Origin of the sequence: Micromonospora sp. NPDC048868 (assembly GCF_043198195.1) — a bacterium.
Lineage (GTDB): Bacteria > Actinomycetota > Actinomycetes > Mycobacteriales > Micromonosporaceae > Micromonospora > Micromonospora reichwaldensis.
The window spans coordinates 75,708-90,678 of sequence record NZ_JBICUN010000002.1; the positions used below are offsets into that span (position 1 = coordinate 75,708).

Below are 14,971 nucleotides of genomic sequence, written 5' to 3' on the forward strand. Positions count from 1 at the left end.
ATCGAGGGGGCGTACAGGTGGCTCCAGTCCGCCGGCGCGGCAGCACGGCCACCGCACTGCTGACCCTGCTGCTCACCGCGACCGCCTGCGGGCCGGTGGCCGACCGGCAGCCGGGCGACCTGCGGGTCGGCTACGACAGCCTGGACGGCGACCTGACGGTCTGGCCGCCACGCGGCACCCTGGCGGGCGACGCCGCCGTCAGGTCGGCGGTGACGGAGGCGGTACGCGACTGGCGGTCACCGGCCGACGACCGGGTGCACCTGCCCACGTCCGGGATCCTCTGGTCCGGCGAGGTCGGCGGCGCGCCGCTGGCCCTGGTCGCCGCGGACGTGCCCGGCGAGAGCGCCTCCTGGCTGCTCCAGGTCACCACCGAGGACGGCCGGTACGCGGTCACCCGCGCCGCCGAGTACACCGACCCCGGCTACCTCGTCTACTCCGACGTGCTCCCCGTGCACACCTCCGACGGGCGGCGCTACCTCACGTCGGGCCGGGTGCAGCGGCTGCTCGGGCCGGACGGCCGGGCCTTGCGGCACACCGACGGCCTCACCGAGCCGGTGACCGTGCCGGCCTGCCGGGCGGTGCCGGTGACCGCCACGCTCAGGGCCACCGAGGCGCTGCCCCGGGGCCGCGCCGCCGACCGGCTGCTGGACCTCGGCACCGGCACCACCGACCCGCGCTACCCCCTCGTACGCGACGAGAGCGGCTCCGGCAAGCGGGCCCTCACGGGCCTGGACACCTGCGCGCTCGCCGGCGAGGAGGGCCCGTTCGGCAGCGTCCCCCGGCGCATCGGCGACCGGGACGCCCCGCGCTCGGTGCCGTCGTCGTGGCCGATGACCAAGCTGACCGTACGCACCCTCGGCGAGGTCGCCCTCGGCGGCGGCGAGCCGGCGGAGCTGGAGCAGCTGAGCTGGGAGACGGCGGACGGCACGATGACCGCCGTCGTCTACCGCCCCGCCGACGGGGGCACGCCGGTGGTCTCCCCCGCCGACCGCTCCAACCCGTTGCAGACCTACACGCTGCCGGTGCCGGGGCAGCCGCTGGCCGTGCTGAGCTGGCGGCCGACCGCCGACAGTTCGCTGTCCACGCCGCCGGACACACCCCGCCTGGTGGACCGGCCGGGGCTGGTCGTGGTGCCGGCGCCGACCCGGTCGGAGACGTTCAGCCTCGCCGAGGCGGAGAAGACGCACTACCGCTCCCTCGGCGGTCGCTGACCCGGCGTCGGCTCCGCTGACCCGGCGTTGCCTCAGCGTCCGCTGACCGGCACGTGAGACGCCGACGGCGGGTGGCCCGGTCTCCCGGGGCACCCGCCGTCGGCGGTCTGGAACTCAGTTCTGCGCGGTCGCGTCGTCGGCGGCGATCACCGGCTCGACCTGCTCCACGTCCAGCCGGGAGATCCAGCCGGTGACGTCGCGGGCCACGTCCTGCGCGGTCAGGCCGAGGTCGGCGAGGATCTGCGCGCGGCTGCCGTGCGGGTGCCAGTCGGCCGGCACGCCCAGGTCCTTCAGCGGCACCCGGACGTCGGCGTCCCGCATCGCCTGGGCGAGGGCGTCACCGACGCCACCGACCCGGACGCCGTCCTCGACGGTGACCACGAGCCGGTGCCCGGCGGCCAGCTCGACCAGCTCGGCCGGGACCGGCCGGACCCAGCGCGGGTCGACCACGGTGACGCCGTAGCCCTGCTCGGCCACCCGGGTGGCCACCTCCATGCCCAGGTGGCCGAAGGAGCCGACCGCCACCAGCAGCACGTCCTTGCGCGCCGCCTCGGCCAGCACGTCGACGGTGCCGACCCGGCGCACGGCCGGCAGGTCGGCGGCGACGGTGCCGGTCGGGAAGCGGACGATGGTCGGGCCGTCGTCGACGCCCACCGCCTCGCGCAGCTCCTCGCGCAGGGTGGCGGCGTCGCGGGGCGCGGCGATCCGCAGGCCCGGCACGACGCCGAAGATCGACATGTCCCACATGCCGTAGTGGCTGGGCCCGTCGGGGCCGGTGATCCCGGCCCGGTCCAGCACGAAGGTCACCGGCAGCTTGTGCATCGCCACGTCCAGCAGGACCTGGTCGAAGGCGCGGTTGAGGAAGGTCGCGTAGACCGCCACCACGGGGTGCAGCCCGCCGAGGGCCAGGCCGGCGGCCGAGGTGGCCGCGTGCTGCTCGGCGATGCCCACGTCGTAGACCCGGTTCGGGTGCTTGCGGGCCAGCTTGGCGAGGCCGGTGGGCTCGGCCATCGCGGCGGTGATGCCCACCACGTCGGGCCGCTCGTCGGCGATCGCGACCAGCTCGTCGGCGAAGACGCCGGTCCACTTCACCGACGGGGCCGCGACCGACTTGCCGGTCGCGACGTCGAAGGCGCCGGGGCCGTGGAAGCAGTCGGCCTCGTCCTCCTCGGCCGGGCGGTAGCCGTAGCCCTTGCGGGTGACGGCGTGCACGATGACCGGACCGCCGAAGTTCTTCGCCGCCCGCAGCGCCGACTCGACCGCGGCCACGTCGTGCCCGTCGACCGGGCCGACGTACTTGATGCCGAGGTCCTCGAACATCGCCTGCGGGGCGACCGCGTCCTTGATGCCCCGCTTGACGGCGTGCAGCACCTCGTACATCGGCCGGCCGACCAGCGGCGTCGAGCCGAGCGCCTCCTTGACGGTGTCGAGCACCTTCTCGTAGCCGGGGTTGAGCCGCAGCGAGGAGAGGTGGTCGGCGAGGCCGCCGATGGTCGGCGCGTAGGAGCGGCCGTTGTCGTTGACCACGATCACCAGCGGGTTGCCGGCGGTGGCGATGTTGTTCAGCGCCTCCCAGCACATGCCGCCGGTGAGCGCGCCGTCGCCGACCACGGCGACCACGCTGCGCTGCTCGCCCCGCAGCTTGTACGCCTTGGCCAGGCCGTCGGCGTAGGACAGGGCGGTGGAGGCGTGCGAGTTCTCGATGAGGTCGTGCTCGCTCTCGGCCTGGCTGGGGTAGCCCGAGAGGCCGCCGCGCTGCTTCAACTTGTCGAAGCCGACCTGCCGGCCCGTGACGATCTTGTGCACGTACGCCTGGTGGCCGGTGTCGAACAGCAGCCGGTCGCGCGGGGAGTCGAAGACCCGGTGCATGGCCAGGGTCAGCTCGACCACACCCAGGTTGGGGCCGATGTGCCCGCCGGTGCGCGAGACCTTGGCGACCAGGAAGTCACGGATCTCGGCGGCGAGGACGTCCAACTCCTCGGCGGACATCCGCTTGACGTCCTGCGGGCCCCGGACGGTGGCCAGCAGCCCGGTGTGGTGGACCGTGCCCTCTTCAACGCTCATGACGCAAGAGTCTATCGGCCGTCCGACACTCCGCAGGTCGGCCCGGACGCCCGCCCACCGACCGGGGGTGCTGAGCGCCTGGTCAGCCCCCGGATGGATCGCGCACGCCCGGGTCCCGCCTCCGGTGGTCAGGCCGCGATCCGCAGCCGCCGGGGCGCCGGGACGGCCGGGGCGCCCCGGTACGCCGGCCCGGACGGGGTCCAGGAGCCCAGCACGGCGGCCCGGTCGGCGCCGGTCACCGAGGGCAGCGCGCCGGGCAGCCCGTGCCAGGAGAGCCAGCCCAGCAGGGCGAACGCGTACGCCTCCTTGGCCTGCGCGGGCACGCCCAGCTCGTCGGTGGTGCGCAGCCGCCAGCGCCCCGCCCCGAGGGCGGCCAGCCGGGCGGTCAGGGTGGGATTGCGCACCCCGCCGCCGGCCGCCACCACCTCCGCCACGCCGTGCCGGTCGCACTCGGCGGCCACCACCCGGGCGGTCAGCTCGGTCAGGGTGGCGAGCACGTCGTCGGCCGGCACCGCCTCGCCGAGGGCGGCCAGCCGGGCGTCCAGGTAGCCGGCGTGGAACAGCTCCTTGCCTGTCGACTTGGGCGGCGGCGCCGCGTAGTACGGCTCGGCGAGCAGCGCGTCGAGCAGGCCGGGGTGCACCCGACCGGCCGCCGCGCGGGCGCCGTCGAGATCGCAGGGCCGCCCGAGGAGGCGGCGGGCCGCCGCGTCGAGCAGCGCATTGGCGGGCCCGACGTCGTACCCGAGCACCGGCGCGCCCGGCGCGAGCACCGTGAGGTTGGCGATGCCGCCCAGGTTGAGCGCGGCGCGCGGGGCGGCGCCGTCGGCCGGGTCGAGCAGCAGCGCGTCGAACGCCGGGACCAGGGGCGCGCCCTGCCCGCCGGCCGCGACGTCCGCCGAGCGCAGGTCGCTGAGCACGGGTACGCCCACCCGGGCGGCCACCCGGGCCACCGCGCCCAGTTGCAGGGTGCCCAGCGCGCGCCCGTCGGCGACCCAGTGGAAGACCGTCTGCCCGGGCGAGACGACCGCGTCGACCGCGCCACCGGCCAGCTCGACACCGAGGGCCGCCGCCTCGGCGAAGACCTCGCCGAGGCGGTTGTCCAGCCGGCAGACCGCCTCGATCGTGGTGCTCTCCGGCGGCAGCAGCGCGCCGATCGCTTCGCGCAGCTCGTCGTCGTAGTCGAGGGGGCGGTGCCCCAGCGGGCGCAGCCGCAGCGTGTCCCCGTCGCGGGTGAACTCGGCGGCGGCCACGTCCACCCCGTCGTACGACGTCCCCGACATCAGTCCGACGATCTTCATGGCGTCAGGCTAGCTGGCGGCTCCGTCGGGCGGCAGGAGCAGACCGACCAGCTCGACGTGCTGGGTCATCGGGAACAGGTCGAACCCGCGCAGCGCGGCCAGCCGCCAGCCCAGCCCGGCGAAGGTGCGCACGTCGCGGGCGAAGGCGGCCGGGTCGCAGGCCACGTACGCCACCGCGCGGGGACCGGCGGCCACGATGTCGCGCACCACCCGGGCGCCCGCCCCGGAGCGCGGCGGGTCGAGCACCACCACGTCGACCGGGCCGGTGATCCGGCGGCGGGCCAGCGCGGTCTCCACCCGGGCCGGCACGACCTCCACCCGGGGCAGGTCGCGCAGGTTCTCCCGGGCGGCGGCGACGCCCTGGGCCGCCGACTCGACCACTGTGACGCGGCCCGCGTCGCCGACCCGGCCGGCGAGTGCGGCGGCGAAGAGCCCCGCCCCGCCGTAGAGGTCCCAGGCCATTTCCCCGGGGCGCGGGTCGACCAGCTCCAGCACGGCGTCGACCAGGGTGTCGGCGGCGGCCGGGTGGACCTGCCAGAACGACGACGCCGGCAGCGTCCACTCCCGGCCGGCGGCCACCTCGCGGACCCGGTCCGGGCCGCTCACCGTGCGGGGCTCCCCGTCGGCGACGGCGGTCATGGCCACGTCCCCGCCGGTGGAGGCGACCGTCTCGACCGCGTCGGCGTCCGGCCAGCGCGCCCCGGTCGGGGCCAGCACGGGCAGCTCGCGGATCGCCGGGTGGGCGATCAGGCAGCGGTCGATCGGGACCACCTCGTGCGAGCGGTGCTTGAGCAGGCCGGCCCGGCCCGCCCCGTCGACGGCGTAGCGGACCCGGGAGCGCCAGCCGAGCGGCCCGCCAGGCAGTGCCTCGACCCGGACGCCGAGGGCGTCCAGCTCGGCGTCGGTGAGCCCGCCGAGGCGGGTGAGCTGCTCGCGCACCACCGCCGCCTTCCAGTCGAGCTGGGCGGCCGGGGCGACGTGTTGCAGGTCGCATCCGCCGCAGAGGCCCGGCTTCGCGTACGGGCAGGGCTGCTCGACCCGGTCCGGGGCGGCCTCGAGCACGCTCACCGCGTCGGCCCGGACGAACCCCTTGTGCACCTCGGTGACCTCGGCGACCACCCGCTCGCCGGGCAGCGCGTGCCGGACGAAGACCACCTGGCCGTCCACCCGCGCGACGCAGTGCCCGCCGGGCGCGACCGCCCCCACGGTCAGCTCGACCCGCTCGGCCTCCTCCAGCCCGCGGCCGTTCCCGTGCGCGCTCACCGTTCACCTCCACCACTCGGGCCGCTCTCGCCGGGCGGCGCGGACACGACGGGCGGGACGCTCGGCGGCAGGGTGCCGCGCGGCGCGACCCGGGGGCCGCGTGCGGGCCCCCGGCTCAGTGTGGCGTCCAGCCGGTCCAGGTCCTTGCCGGCGGTCGAGGCGAGCTGCCACGGCACGCTTGTCACCATCACCCCCGGTTCGAAGAGCAGCCGGCCCTTCAGGCGCAGCGCGCTCTGGTTGTGCAGCAGGTGCTCCCACCAGCGCCCCACCACGTACTCCGGGATGAAGACCGTGACCACGTCGCGCGGCGACTCCCGGCGGACGCCGGCCACGTAGTTCAGGATCGGGCGGGTGATCTCCCGGTACGGCGAGTCGACCACGGTCAGCGGGACGGGCAGGTCCCGCCGCTCCCACTCCGCCTGCAACTCCCGGGTGTCCTTCTCGTCGACGTTGACGGTCACCGCGGTCAGCGTGTCCGGCCGGGTGGCCCGGGCGTACGCGATCGCCCGCAGCGTCGGCTTGTGCAGCTTGCTGACCAGCACGACGGCGTGGTTGCGGGCGGGCAGCACGGCGCGGCCCTCGTCCGGCGGGGTCAGCTCCGCGGCGACCCGGTCGTAGTGCCGGCGGATGCCCAGCATCAGCACGTAGATCATCGCCATCGCGGCGATGGCGATCCAGGCGCCGAGCAGGAACTTGGTGACGAGCACGACGACCAGCACCGCGCCGGTCATCGCCATGCCGAAGGTGTTGATCGCCCGGGAGCGGAGCATCCGCCGGCGCGCCTGCGGGTCCCGCGCGGTCCTCAGGTGCCGGTTCCAGTGCCGGATCATGCCGGCCTGGGAGAGCGTGAAGGAGACGAAGACGCCCACGATGTAGAGCTGAATGAGCTTGGTCACCTCGGCCTGGAAGCCGACGATCAGCACGATCGCGGCCACGGCCAGGAAGACGATGCCGTTGGAGAAGGCCAGCCGGTCGCCGCGGGTGTGCAGCTGCCGGGGCAGGTAGCGGTCCTGGGCGAGGATCGAGCCGAGCACCGGGAACCCGTTGAACGCGGTGTTCGCGGCCAGGAAGAGAATCAGCGCGGTGACCCCGGCGACCACGAAGAGCAGCACCGAGCCGGAGCCGAAGACCGTCTCCCCGAGCTGGGTGGTGACGGTCTTCTGCACGTACCCCTCGGGGCCGGAGATGATCTGGAGCCTCGGGTCCTCGACGAACTGCAGGCCGGTGAGGCGGGACAGCCAGATGATGCCGACCAGCATGGCCACCGAGATGGTGCCGAGCAGCAGCAGCGTGGTGGCCGCGTTACGGCTCTTCGGCGCCTTGAACGCCGGCACCCCGTTGGAGATGGCCTCCACCCCGGTCAGCGCCGCGCAGCCGGAGGAGAAGGTGCGCAGCAGCAGGAAGACCAGGGCGAAGCCGGTGACGCTGTGCTCGGCCTGGATCTCCAGGCCGGCGCTGGGCGCGCGCAGGTCGTGGCCGAACACGAAGACCCGGACCAGGCCGGTGAGCAGCATCCCGACCATCACGATGATGAAGCCGTAGGTGGGGATGGCGAAGGCCGTGCCGGACTCCCGCAGGCCGCGCAGGTTCACCGCGGTGAGCAGCACCACCGCGGTCACCGCGATCAGCACCTTGTGGGTGGCCACGAACGGCACCACCGAGCCCAGGTTGGCCACCCCGGAGGAGACCGAGACCGCGACCGTGAGCACGTAGTCCACAAGCAGCGCGCTGGCCACCGCGACCCCCGCCCGGGGCCCGAGGTTGACCGTGGCCACCTCGTAGTCGCCGCCGCCGGAGGGGTAGGCGTGCACGTTCTGCCGGTAGCTGGCGACGACGGTCAGCATCACCACCACGACGGCCAGGGCGATCCACGGCGAGAAGAAGTACGCCGAGGCGCCGGCGATGGAGAGGGTCAGCAGGATCTCGTCGGGCGCGTACGCGACGCTGGAGAGCGCGTCGGACGCGAACACGGGCAGCGCGATGCGCTTGGGCAGAAGCGTGTGCTTGAGCCGGTCGGACCGGAACGGTCGACCGAGGAGCAGCCGCTTCAGCAGCGAGGTGGGTCTGGCCACAACGGCCAAGCGTACGACCACCCGGATGTGCCTCGTGGGGTGGCCGATCACGACGTGGCGCGGCGGCGGAGTACCGTCGGTCCGCACTCGCGCCGGGAACGTGGCAGGCTCGCAGACGGCACGCTCACCGGCCGGGTGTGGCGCACCTTGAGGAGGGACGCGGTGCATGTCGTGATCATGGGTTGTGGCCGGGTCGGCTCGACCCTCGCCTACAGCCTGGAGTCCCGGGGGCACTCGGTCGCGGTCATCGACCACGACGCCGACGCCTTCCGCCGGCTCGGCCCGGACTTCGCCGGGATCACCGTCACCGGCGCCGGCTTCGACGGGGAGGTGCTGCGGCAGGCCGGCATCGAGCGGGCGGACGCCTTCGCGGCCGTCTCCAGCGGCGACAACTCCAACATCATCTCGGCCCGGCTCGCCCGGGAGACGTTCGGCGTGTCCCGGGTGGCGGCGCGGATCTACGACCAGCGCCGCGCGCAGGTCTACGAGCGGCTCGGCATCCCCACCGTGGCCACCGTCCGGTGGACCGCCGAACGGATGCTGCGGCACCTGGTGCCGGAGGGGAACGTGGAGATCTTCCGCGACCCGACGAGCACGGTGTCGATCATCGAGGTGCCGGTGCACAAGGACTGGGTCAGCCGGCCGGTACGCGCCCTGGAGGGGGCGACCGGGGCCCGGGTGGCTTACCTGATCCGCTTCGGCATCGGCACGCTGCCGACCCGCTCCAGCGTCGTCCAGGAGGGCGACCAGCTCTTCATGCTGGTCACCGACGACATCGCGGAGACGGTCACGTCGGTGGCGGCGGCGCCGCCGGAAGGAGGGCTGTGAGCATGCGCATCGCCATCGCCGGCGCGGGCAACGTGGGCCGCTCGATCGCCCAGGAGCTGATCGACAACGGCCACCAGGTGATGCTCATCGAGCGCCAGCCCAGGATGCTCCGCCCCGACCGGGTGCCGGCCGCCGACTGGGTGCTGGCCGACGCCTGCGAGCTGGCCAGCCTGGAGGAGGCCGACATCGCCGGCTGCGACGTGGTGGTCGCGGCCACCGGGGACGACAAGGTCAACCTGGTGGTCTCGCTGCTGGCCAAGACCGAGTTCGCGGTGCCCCGGGTGGTGGCCCGGGTCAACCGGGCCGAGAACGAGTGGCTCTTCACCGAGCAGTGGGGCGTCGACGTCGCGGTGAGCAAGCCGCGGGTGATGGCCGCCCTGGTCGAGGAGGCGGTCACCGTCGGCGACCTGGTCCGGCTGATGACGTTCCGGCAGGGCGAGGCGAACCTGGTGGAGATCACCCTGCCGCCGACCGCCCCGTACGTCGGGGAGCCGTTGCGCGCGGTCCCGCTGCCCCGCGACTCGGCGCTGGTGGCGATCCTGCGCGGCAAGCGGGTGCTGGTGCCCACGCCGGACGACCCGTTGGAGGCCGGCGACGAGCTGATCTTCGTGTGCACGGCGGAGGTCGAGGACGCGGTCCGCGCGGTGGTGCTCGGGGCGGACAGCGTCGAGCGCACCCGCGAGCAGCGCTGAGGCGGCGGCCTCAGCCGCCGGGCAGCGCCTCGGACTCCGCCTCCCGGGTGACCCGGCGGACCGTCCAGACCGTGATCAGCAGCAGCAGCACGTACGGCGGGTAACCCAGCACCAGCCGCGCCACGCCGAGCGCCGTGTCCTGGTGGGCGAGGTAGAGCCCCGCCTGCACGCCCACCTTGGCCAGCCACACCACGCCCCACAGCACGGTGAGCCCGGTGAAGGTGCGCACCAGGCGCGGGTCGTCGCGCCACTCCGAGCGGCCCTTGGCCACCAGCACCGACCAGATCCACCCCACGAGGGGCTGCCGGAGCGCCGCCGAGAGCAGCAGCGCCAGCCCGTAGCCGATGCCGTAGAGGATGCCGGGGAGGTAGAAGTCGCGTTCGTCCCCGGTGCGCCAGGCGATCGCGGCGCCGACGGCGACGCCGAAGAGCCCGTTGACCGCGTGCCGGACCGGGCGGCGCTGCGCCAGCCGGAGCCCGGCGATCGCGAGGGCCACCACCACCGAGGCGATCACGGCGGGCCGCAGCTCGCCGATGATGTTGGCCAGCACGAAGACGACCACCGGGATGCTGGACTCGACCAGGCCCCGCCAGCCGCCGAGCTGGTCGGCCATCTGCTCGGCGAGGGTCGGCAGCGGCTCCTCGCCCTGCGGGTCGCTCTCCGGCTGTGCCGCCCGGTGCTGTCCCGTCGTCATCGCACGCCTTCCGTCCGCCGCGGCCACCGGGTCACTTCGGCGGTTCCAGCTCGTAGTACGGGTTGTAGATGACCTTGCGGTCGTCGCGCACCGCCACCCGGCCGCGCGCGGTCAGGTGCCGGCCGGGCTCGATCCCGGCGATGTGCCGCCGGCCCAGCCAGACCAGGGTCACCACGTCACTGCCGTCGTAGAGGTCCGCCTCCAGCGTGGGCAGGTTGGTCCGCGGGGTGTAGACGACCGTACGCAGCCGACCGGCCACCGAGACCACCTGACCCCGCGTGCACTGCCCGGCCGGAACACCGCCGTGCTCGGCGCTCTCCCGGCGCAGCTCCTGCGCCTCGATCTCCGCCTCGCTCGCCGTGAGCCGTCGCAGCATGCGGCGCAGCGGACCCCGGCCCTCGTCGGTCGACATGACCTCCGCGTCACCCTCTCCACGCTGGGCCGACACGTCGCCGGCGCCCGGGACGATCCCGACAACGCCGGAACCGTCCCGCCAGCGTACGCCGACGGGGCCGGTCCCGGCGCGTCGTGACTGTCGGTCAGGCCTCGCGGGGCGCGGGCGCGGGGTTGCCGTCGGCCGGCGCCTCCTGGACCGCCTGGTCGGCGACCTCACGGGGCAGCCGCAGCGGCAGCGGCTCGCGCACCGGCTTGGCCTCCTGGCCCCGGTCGACCACCAGGCCGTCGAGGCACTCGGCCAGCGGGCCGGCGGCGGCCGGGTCGGTGGCCACCTCGCCCTGGTAGACGCCGCGGACCATCCAGCGCGGCCCGTCGATGCCGACGAAGCGCAGGTCGGTCAGCCCGTCCGGGGTACGCACACGGGCGTGCAGCTCGATGCCGTACTCGCCCTGGACCTCCTGGGCCGCCGCGCCGTCGTTGAACAGCGACTTGCGGATCTCCTCGCGCACCTCGTCCCAGATGCCCTCGGAGCGCGGCGCGGCGAAGACACCGAGCTGGAGCGCGTTCGGACCGTGCACGAGCACGACCTGCTGGATCACGCCCTCCGGGTCGGCCTGCACCCGCACCTCGACGTCGCGCACCGCCGGGATGTGCAGGCTGCCCAGGTCGAGCCGCTGCACCCCGTCGGGCGCCTCGGAGATGTCGTACGGGCCGCGGGCCGGGGTCGACTCCTCGTGCGAGTCGAGGACCTCGGTCGTCCGCTCGTCACGGGCGTGCCGTCCGGCACTGTCCCGCTTCCGGGAGAAGATCACTGCGCCAACCCTCCGCTGTTCGCTCTCACCCTGCCACCTCTTCCGTCCGGCCGCCTGCCCGGTCCCGCTCTTCCCGTCGCACGTCCGGCGACCGCCGTCCGTCCGGTGCCTCCGGGGCCGCGTCCTGCCCGCCGTCCGCCGGGGACGGCACCAGGCCGGCGTGGCCGCCCGTGGAGCCGTGGCCGCCGGTCCCGCGCCGGGACTCGGGCAGCTCGGCCACCGGCCGGAAGTCCGCCCGTGCCACCCGCTGCACGACGAGCTGCGCGATCCGGTCACCACGGGAGATCTTCGCCGGTGTCTCCCGATCATGGTTGATCAGGTTGACCAGGATCTCACCCCGGTAGCCGGCGTCGACCGTACCGGGCGCGTTGAGCACCGTCACGCCGAGTCTGGCCGCGAGCCCCGAACGGGGGTGGACCAGGCCCACGTACCCCTCGGGCAACGCGATCGCCACGCCGGTCGGGACCAGGGCCCGGCCGCCGGGTGGCAGCTCGACGTCCGCCGCGGCCACCAGGTCCGCGCCGGCATCGCCGGGATGGGCGTACGCCGGCAGCGGCAGCTCGGGGTCGAGCTGCCGTACGGGCACGGGTACGACGTCGGTCACGGTTCTCCTCTTCCGTCCGTTTCCTGGGGTGACCCTGCCATCCTGCCGGTTCCGTCGCCCGTCGTGCGCCGTACCCTCGCAGGAGTGAGCCTGTCACCATCCTCGCCGTCCCCGGCGCCGCCCGCCGCGGTGCCCCCGCAGCACGCCGAGCGGCTCGGTCTGCCCTGGTGGCTGTGGCTGGGTGGCCTGGCCGCGGCTACGCTGCTGGCCCTCGAGGTCTGGATGGGCGCCCCCGGCGTCCGCGCCTGGCTGCCCTTCGTCGTGCTGCTCCCGGCGACCGTCGCCGGCCTGGCCTGGCTGGGCCGGATCCGGATCGCCGTACGCGACGACGAGCTGCGGGTGGACGACGCCCGGCTGCCCGTCCGGTTCGTCGCCGACGTCGTCCCGTTGGACGCCGCCGGCCGGCGTGATGTGCTCGGGGTCGGCGCCGACCCGCTGGCGTTCGTGGTGCAGCGGCCGTGGATCCCCGGCGCCGTGCAGGTGGTCCTCGACGACCCGGCCGATCCCACCCCGTTCTGGGTGGTCAGCACCCGCCGCCCGGTCGAGCTGGCCGAGGCGCTCCTCGCCGCCCGCGACGCCGCCCGGCCCTGAGCCGTCCTGCGCCCGGTCGCGCCGTCCCGCTGCCCGACGCCGGTCCCTCCGCTCGGGCCCCGGCTGCCCGGGAGCTGTCCGTCCGGCCGCTGCCCGTTGGGCCGCTGCCCGTTCGCTCGGCACTGTCCGGCGGCGTTCGGGACCCGGCCCGTGCTCGGTGCCGGCCGCCCGCTCAGCGGGCGCCGGGGAGGGCCGGCGGGGCGTCCGGCAGGGCCTTGGCCTGGCGACGCAGGTCGCTGCGGAGCTGGTCCGCCATGGTCCGGGTGGCCCGGCGGTTGAGGTAGCTGGCCACCGCCGCCCCGGTGAGGAAGGGCCCGAGGGTGGTCAGGTTGCGGCCGAAGCGCTTGAGCAGCGTGTCCCGCAGCTCCTTGCGCGCGGCGGTGCCCAGCACGGCGCTCACGCCGACACCGGGCATCATCGGGTTGATCCCCCGCTGGCCGGCCCAGGACTGCACCAGCGCGACCGCCCGCTGCGTGCCGCCGCTCGGCACCGGGACCCCGTAGACCTCGTGCAGTTCGCCGATCAGCTTCAGCTCGACCGCCACCACGGCGACCGTCTCGGCGGCCAGCAGGACGGGCGCGGAGAGCAGGGTCGGGGCGACCGCCCACTCGACCGCCGCCACTCCCCCGCCGGCGGCGCCGATGCCGGCCGTCGTCCGCGCGGCGTTGCGGACCAGCCGCTCGGCCAACGCCTCGCCGTCCAGGCCGTCGAAGTGCCGGCGCAGGGTGGCCAGGTCGCGTACGGGCACGTGCGGGGCGACCTCGGCGACCGTGTCGACCATCCAGCGCACCGCGCTCTTCGGCTTGAACAGGTCGGTCAGCCCACGCGCCCGCGCCTGCCCGACGAGCCGGCCGAGCAGTTGCCGCCGGCGCGCCGGCGCGACGTCGTCGGCGGTCAGGGCCGCGACGGTGGCACCCAGCTCGTCCGCGCCGCGCGGAGGCACCGCGTCGGCGTGGTCGTCCCGCGCGACGGGGGCGTCCGCGCCGTCGGCGCGGCCCTGGTCCGCGCCACGCGTGCCGCCGGACTCGCTCCGCTCGCTCATGGCCCGACCTCCCGAATGGACCGACGTCGTCATGACGGTCACCCGTCAACGAGTCAAGCAGGTCCCCGGGAATGCCGCACGGCGACTCGGGCAGCGGCGGCCCCGACGAGGGAGCCGCCGCTGGTGCGGACGCACGGTGTCAGACGCACTCGCGGCAGATCAGGTCGCCGTTGCGCTCGACCGCCAACTGGCTGCGGTGGTGCACCAGGAAGCAGCGGGCACACCGGAACTCGTCCTGCTGCATCGGCAGCACCTTGACCGTGAGTTCCTCGTCCGCCAGGTCGGCGCCGGGCAGCTCGAAGCTCTCGGCCACCTCGGCCTCGTCGACGTCCACGGCGCCCGACTGTGAGTCGACGCGTCGGGCCTTGAGCTCTTCCAGGCTGTCCTCGCCGAGGTCGACCTCGTCGCGACGCGGGGCGTCGTAGTCGGTGGCCATCGGTTTCACTCTCCCATATCGATGTTGTCGCTTCCGGTTGTAACGCCGGACGACGCTGTTTCGGTTCCGCTGGCCGGCCACCACTTGTGTCGGTCACCCGACCCGAAGACAGCACGGACGGAGGCATCCCCAAGGAACACCCGACGAGCGCGGAACCATACCCCCCCATTTGGCGAGGCATGTATACCGCCCTCGTGGCTGAGATGTACGCCCCCGCACGCGAAGTTGTTCCCAATGTGACTCAGGCGACACGAAGATAGGGGTAGTACTACCCGGTTCCCGGATGGCGCGCCGGCATGTCCGGCTGTTTCCACGCGACGGCCGGACAACCGTTAACCTCAGCGGCGTACTCGACGGCCGGCGGGGCGGCCCGACCACCGGCGGCCGCCACCACCCACCCACTGTCCGGGGAGCACCCTGATGAGCTTTGCACGAGTGCGAGCACTCGTTGTCGTCGGCCTGCTGGCGGTGCTGGCCCTCGTCTTCGTGGTCGTCGCACTGGTCCGCGACACCCAGAGCAGCGCCGGCCTCGCCGGAGGCTGCCCCGAGGGCTGGCCGATGGCCGACGTGACCTTGCGGGAACCCAAGGACGTCAAGATCAACGTCTACAACGCCACCGACGAACCGGGTCGGGCCAGCACCGTCGCGGACGACTTCCGCAACCGCAAGTTCCAGGTCAAGAAGGTCGGCAACGAGAAGAAGCACATCGACGACATCGCGGTCCTGCGCTACGGCCCGAAGGGCGTCGGCTCGGCGCACCTGCTGCGGGCGTACTTCCTCGACAACGCCGAGTGGGACTACGACGCCAAGCGCACCGACGACGTCGTCGACGTGGTGCTCGGCGGCGGCTTCCAGCAGCTCGCCACCACCACCGAGGTCAACCAGTCCCTGGGCGACCTCGGCGCGCCGGTCGCACCGGCCGAGTCCTGCCCGACGTCCGAGGACGACTGACGACCACGCCGTGCCCC

15 protein-coding genes are annotated in these 14,971 nt (G+C 74.4%); 5 read left to right on the plus strand and 10 right to left on the minus strand.

Annotated features, from left to right (window positions below; genetic code table 11):
* The first annotated feature begins 17 nt into the window (after positions 1-17).
* The gene (locus ACGFNF_RS03275; RefSeq protein ID WP_393165445.1) at positions 18-1,211 is read left to right on the plus strand and encodes a hypothetical protein; all 1,194 of its coding nucleotides are present in this window, start codon (positions 18-20) and stop codon (positions 1,209-1,211) included.
* Positions 1,212-1,325: 114 nt separating this feature from the next.
* On the opposite strand, the gene dxs is transcribed toward ACGFNF_RS03275, so the two are convergent.
* From dxs to ACGFNF_RS03295, 4 genes are all read right to left on the minus strand, one after another.
* Positions 1,326-3,275 (minus strand): 1-deoxy-D-xylulose-5-phosphate synthase, encoded by a 1,950-nt coding sequence (dxs, locus tag ACGFNF_RS03280; RefSeq protein WP_357578754.1) that lies wholly within the window; start codon positions 3,273-3,275, stop codon positions 1,326-1,328.
* A 128-nt stretch (positions 3,276-3,403) separates the two neighbouring features.
* On the minus strand, positions 3,404-4,573 hold the full coding sequence (locus tag ACGFNF_RS03285) for an anhydro-N-acetylmuramic acid kinase (RefSeq protein WP_393165447.1): 1,170 nt from the start codon (positions 4,571-4,573) through the stop codon (positions 3,404-3,406).
* Between the two features lie 9 nt (positions 4,574-4,582).
* Entirely contained in the window at positions 4,583-5,836 is a 1,254-nt protein-coding gene (locus ACGFNF_RS03290) for a class I SAM-dependent RNA methyltransferase (RefSeq protein WP_393165449.1), read from the minus strand.
* On the minus strand, positions 5,833-7,908 hold the full coding sequence (locus ACGFNF_RS03295; RefSeq protein ID WP_393165451.1) for an APC family permease: 2,076 nt from the start codon (positions 7,906-7,908) through the stop codon (positions 5,833-5,835). The genes ACGFNF_RS03290 and ACGFNF_RS03295 overlap by 4 nt, the downstream gene beginning before the upstream one ends.
* A 162-nt stretch (positions 7,909-8,070) precedes the next feature.
* Between ACGFNF_RS03295 and ACGFNF_RS03300 the strand changes: the two genes are divergently transcribed.
* Complete coding sequence (locus tag ACGFNF_RS03300; RefSeq protein ID WP_151452454.1) at positions 8,071-8,736, plus strand: TrkA family potassium uptake protein; 666 nt, start codon at positions 8,071-8,073, stop codon at positions 8,734-8,736.
* Positions 8,737-8,738: 2 nt separating this feature from the next.
* Complete coding sequence (locus ACGFNF_RS03305) at positions 8,739-9,428, plus strand: TrkA family potassium uptake protein (RefSeq protein WP_132233250.1); 690 nt, start codon at positions 8,739-8,741, stop codon at positions 9,426-9,428.
* Between the two features lie 10 nt (positions 9,429-9,438).
* Here ACGFNF_RS03305 and ACGFNF_RS03310 read toward each other — a convergent pair whose 3' ends face one another.
* The 4 genes from ACGFNF_RS03310 to dut all read right to left on the minus strand — a co-directional run bounded on the left by ACGFNF_RS03310 (position 9,439) and on the right by dut (position 11,934).
* On the minus strand, positions 9,439-10,122 hold the full coding sequence (locus ACGFNF_RS03310) for a DUF3159 domain-containing protein (RefSeq protein ID WP_357578750.1): 684 nt from the start codon (positions 10,120-10,122) through the stop codon (positions 9,439-9,441).
* 31 nt (positions 10,123-10,153) lie between these two features.
* Positions 10,154-10,534: an OB-fold nucleic acid binding domain-containing protein gene (locus tag ACGFNF_RS03315; RefSeq protein WP_132233037.1), complete on the minus strand. Its 381-nt coding sequence runs from the start codon at positions 10,532-10,534 to the stop codon at positions 10,154-10,156.
* Between the two features lie 127 nt (positions 10,535-10,661).
* On the minus strand, positions 10,662-11,330 hold the full coding sequence (locus ACGFNF_RS03320; protein ID WP_357578749.1) for a DUF3710 domain-containing protein: 669 nt from the start codon (positions 11,328-11,330) through the stop codon (positions 10,662-10,664).
* Positions 11,331-11,355: 25 nt separating this feature from the next.
* Positions 11,356-11,934: a dUTP diphosphatase gene (gene dut / locus ACGFNF_RS03325; RefSeq protein ID WP_151452450.1), complete on the minus strand. Its 579-nt coding sequence runs from the start codon at positions 11,932-11,934 to the stop codon at positions 11,356-11,358.
* 90 nt (positions 11,935-12,024) lie between these two features.
* Between dut and ACGFNF_RS03330 the strand changes: the two genes are divergently transcribed.
* The gene (locus ACGFNF_RS03330) at positions 12,025-12,525 is read left to right on the plus strand and encodes a DUF3093 domain-containing protein (RefSeq protein WP_393165851.1); all 501 of its coding nucleotides are present in this window, start codon (positions 12,025-12,027) and stop codon (positions 12,523-12,525) included.
* A 172-nt stretch (positions 12,526-12,697) separates the two neighbouring features.
* On the opposite strand, the gene ACGFNF_RS03335 is transcribed toward ACGFNF_RS03330, so the two are convergent.
* Positions 12,698-13,567, minus strand: a complete 870-nt coding sequence (locus ACGFNF_RS03335; RefSeq protein WP_393165454.1) for a hypothetical protein — start codon at positions 13,565-13,567, stop codon at positions 12,698-12,700.
* Between the two features lie 139 nt (positions 13,568-13,706).
* The gene (locus tag ACGFNF_RS03340; RefSeq protein ID WP_013284790.1) at positions 13,707-14,003 is read right to left on the minus strand and encodes a DUF4193 domain-containing protein; all 297 of its coding nucleotides are present in this window, start codon (positions 14,001-14,003) and stop codon (positions 13,707-13,709) included.
* A 435-nt stretch (positions 14,004-14,438) separates the two neighbouring features.
* Between ACGFNF_RS03340 and ACGFNF_RS03345 the strand changes: the two genes are divergently transcribed.
* On the plus strand, positions 14,439-14,954 hold the full coding sequence (locus ACGFNF_RS03345; protein WP_357578786.1) for a LytR C-terminal domain-containing protein: 516 nt from the start codon (positions 14,439-14,441) through the stop codon (positions 14,952-14,954).
* Positions 14,955-14,971 lie beyond the last annotated feature (17 nt).

Bases quoted from the DNA above. Each gene is read 5' to 3' on its own strand.
- dxs (WP_357578754.1), bottom strand. From the start codon at position 3,275: ATGAGCGTTGAAGAGGGCACGGTCCACCACACCGGGCTGCTGGCCACC.
- ACGFNF_RS03285 (WP_393165447.1), bottom strand. From the start codon at position 4,573: ATGAAGATCGTCGGACTGATGTCGGGGACGTCGTACGACGGGGTGGAC.
- ACGFNF_RS03305 (WP_132233250.1), top strand. From the start codon at position 8,739: ATGCGCATCGCCATCGCCGGCGCGGGCAACGTGGGCCGCTCGATCGCC.
- ACGFNF_RS03310 (WP_357578750.1), bottom strand. From the start codon at position 10,122: ATGACGACGGGACAGCACCGGGCGGCACAGCCGGAGAGCGACCCGCAG.
- ACGFNF_RS03315 (WP_132233037.1), bottom strand. From the start codon at position 10,534: ATGTCGACCGACGAGGGCCGGGGTCCGCTGCGCCGCATGCTGCGACGG.
- ACGFNF_RS03335 (WP_393165454.1), bottom strand. From the start codon at position 13,567: ATGAGCGAGCGGAGCGAGTCCGGCGGCACGCGTGGCGCGGACCAGGGC.
- ACGFNF_RS03340 (WP_013284790.1), bottom strand. From the start codon at position 14,003: ATGGCCACCGACTACGACGCCCCGCGTCGCGACGAGGTCGACCTCGGC.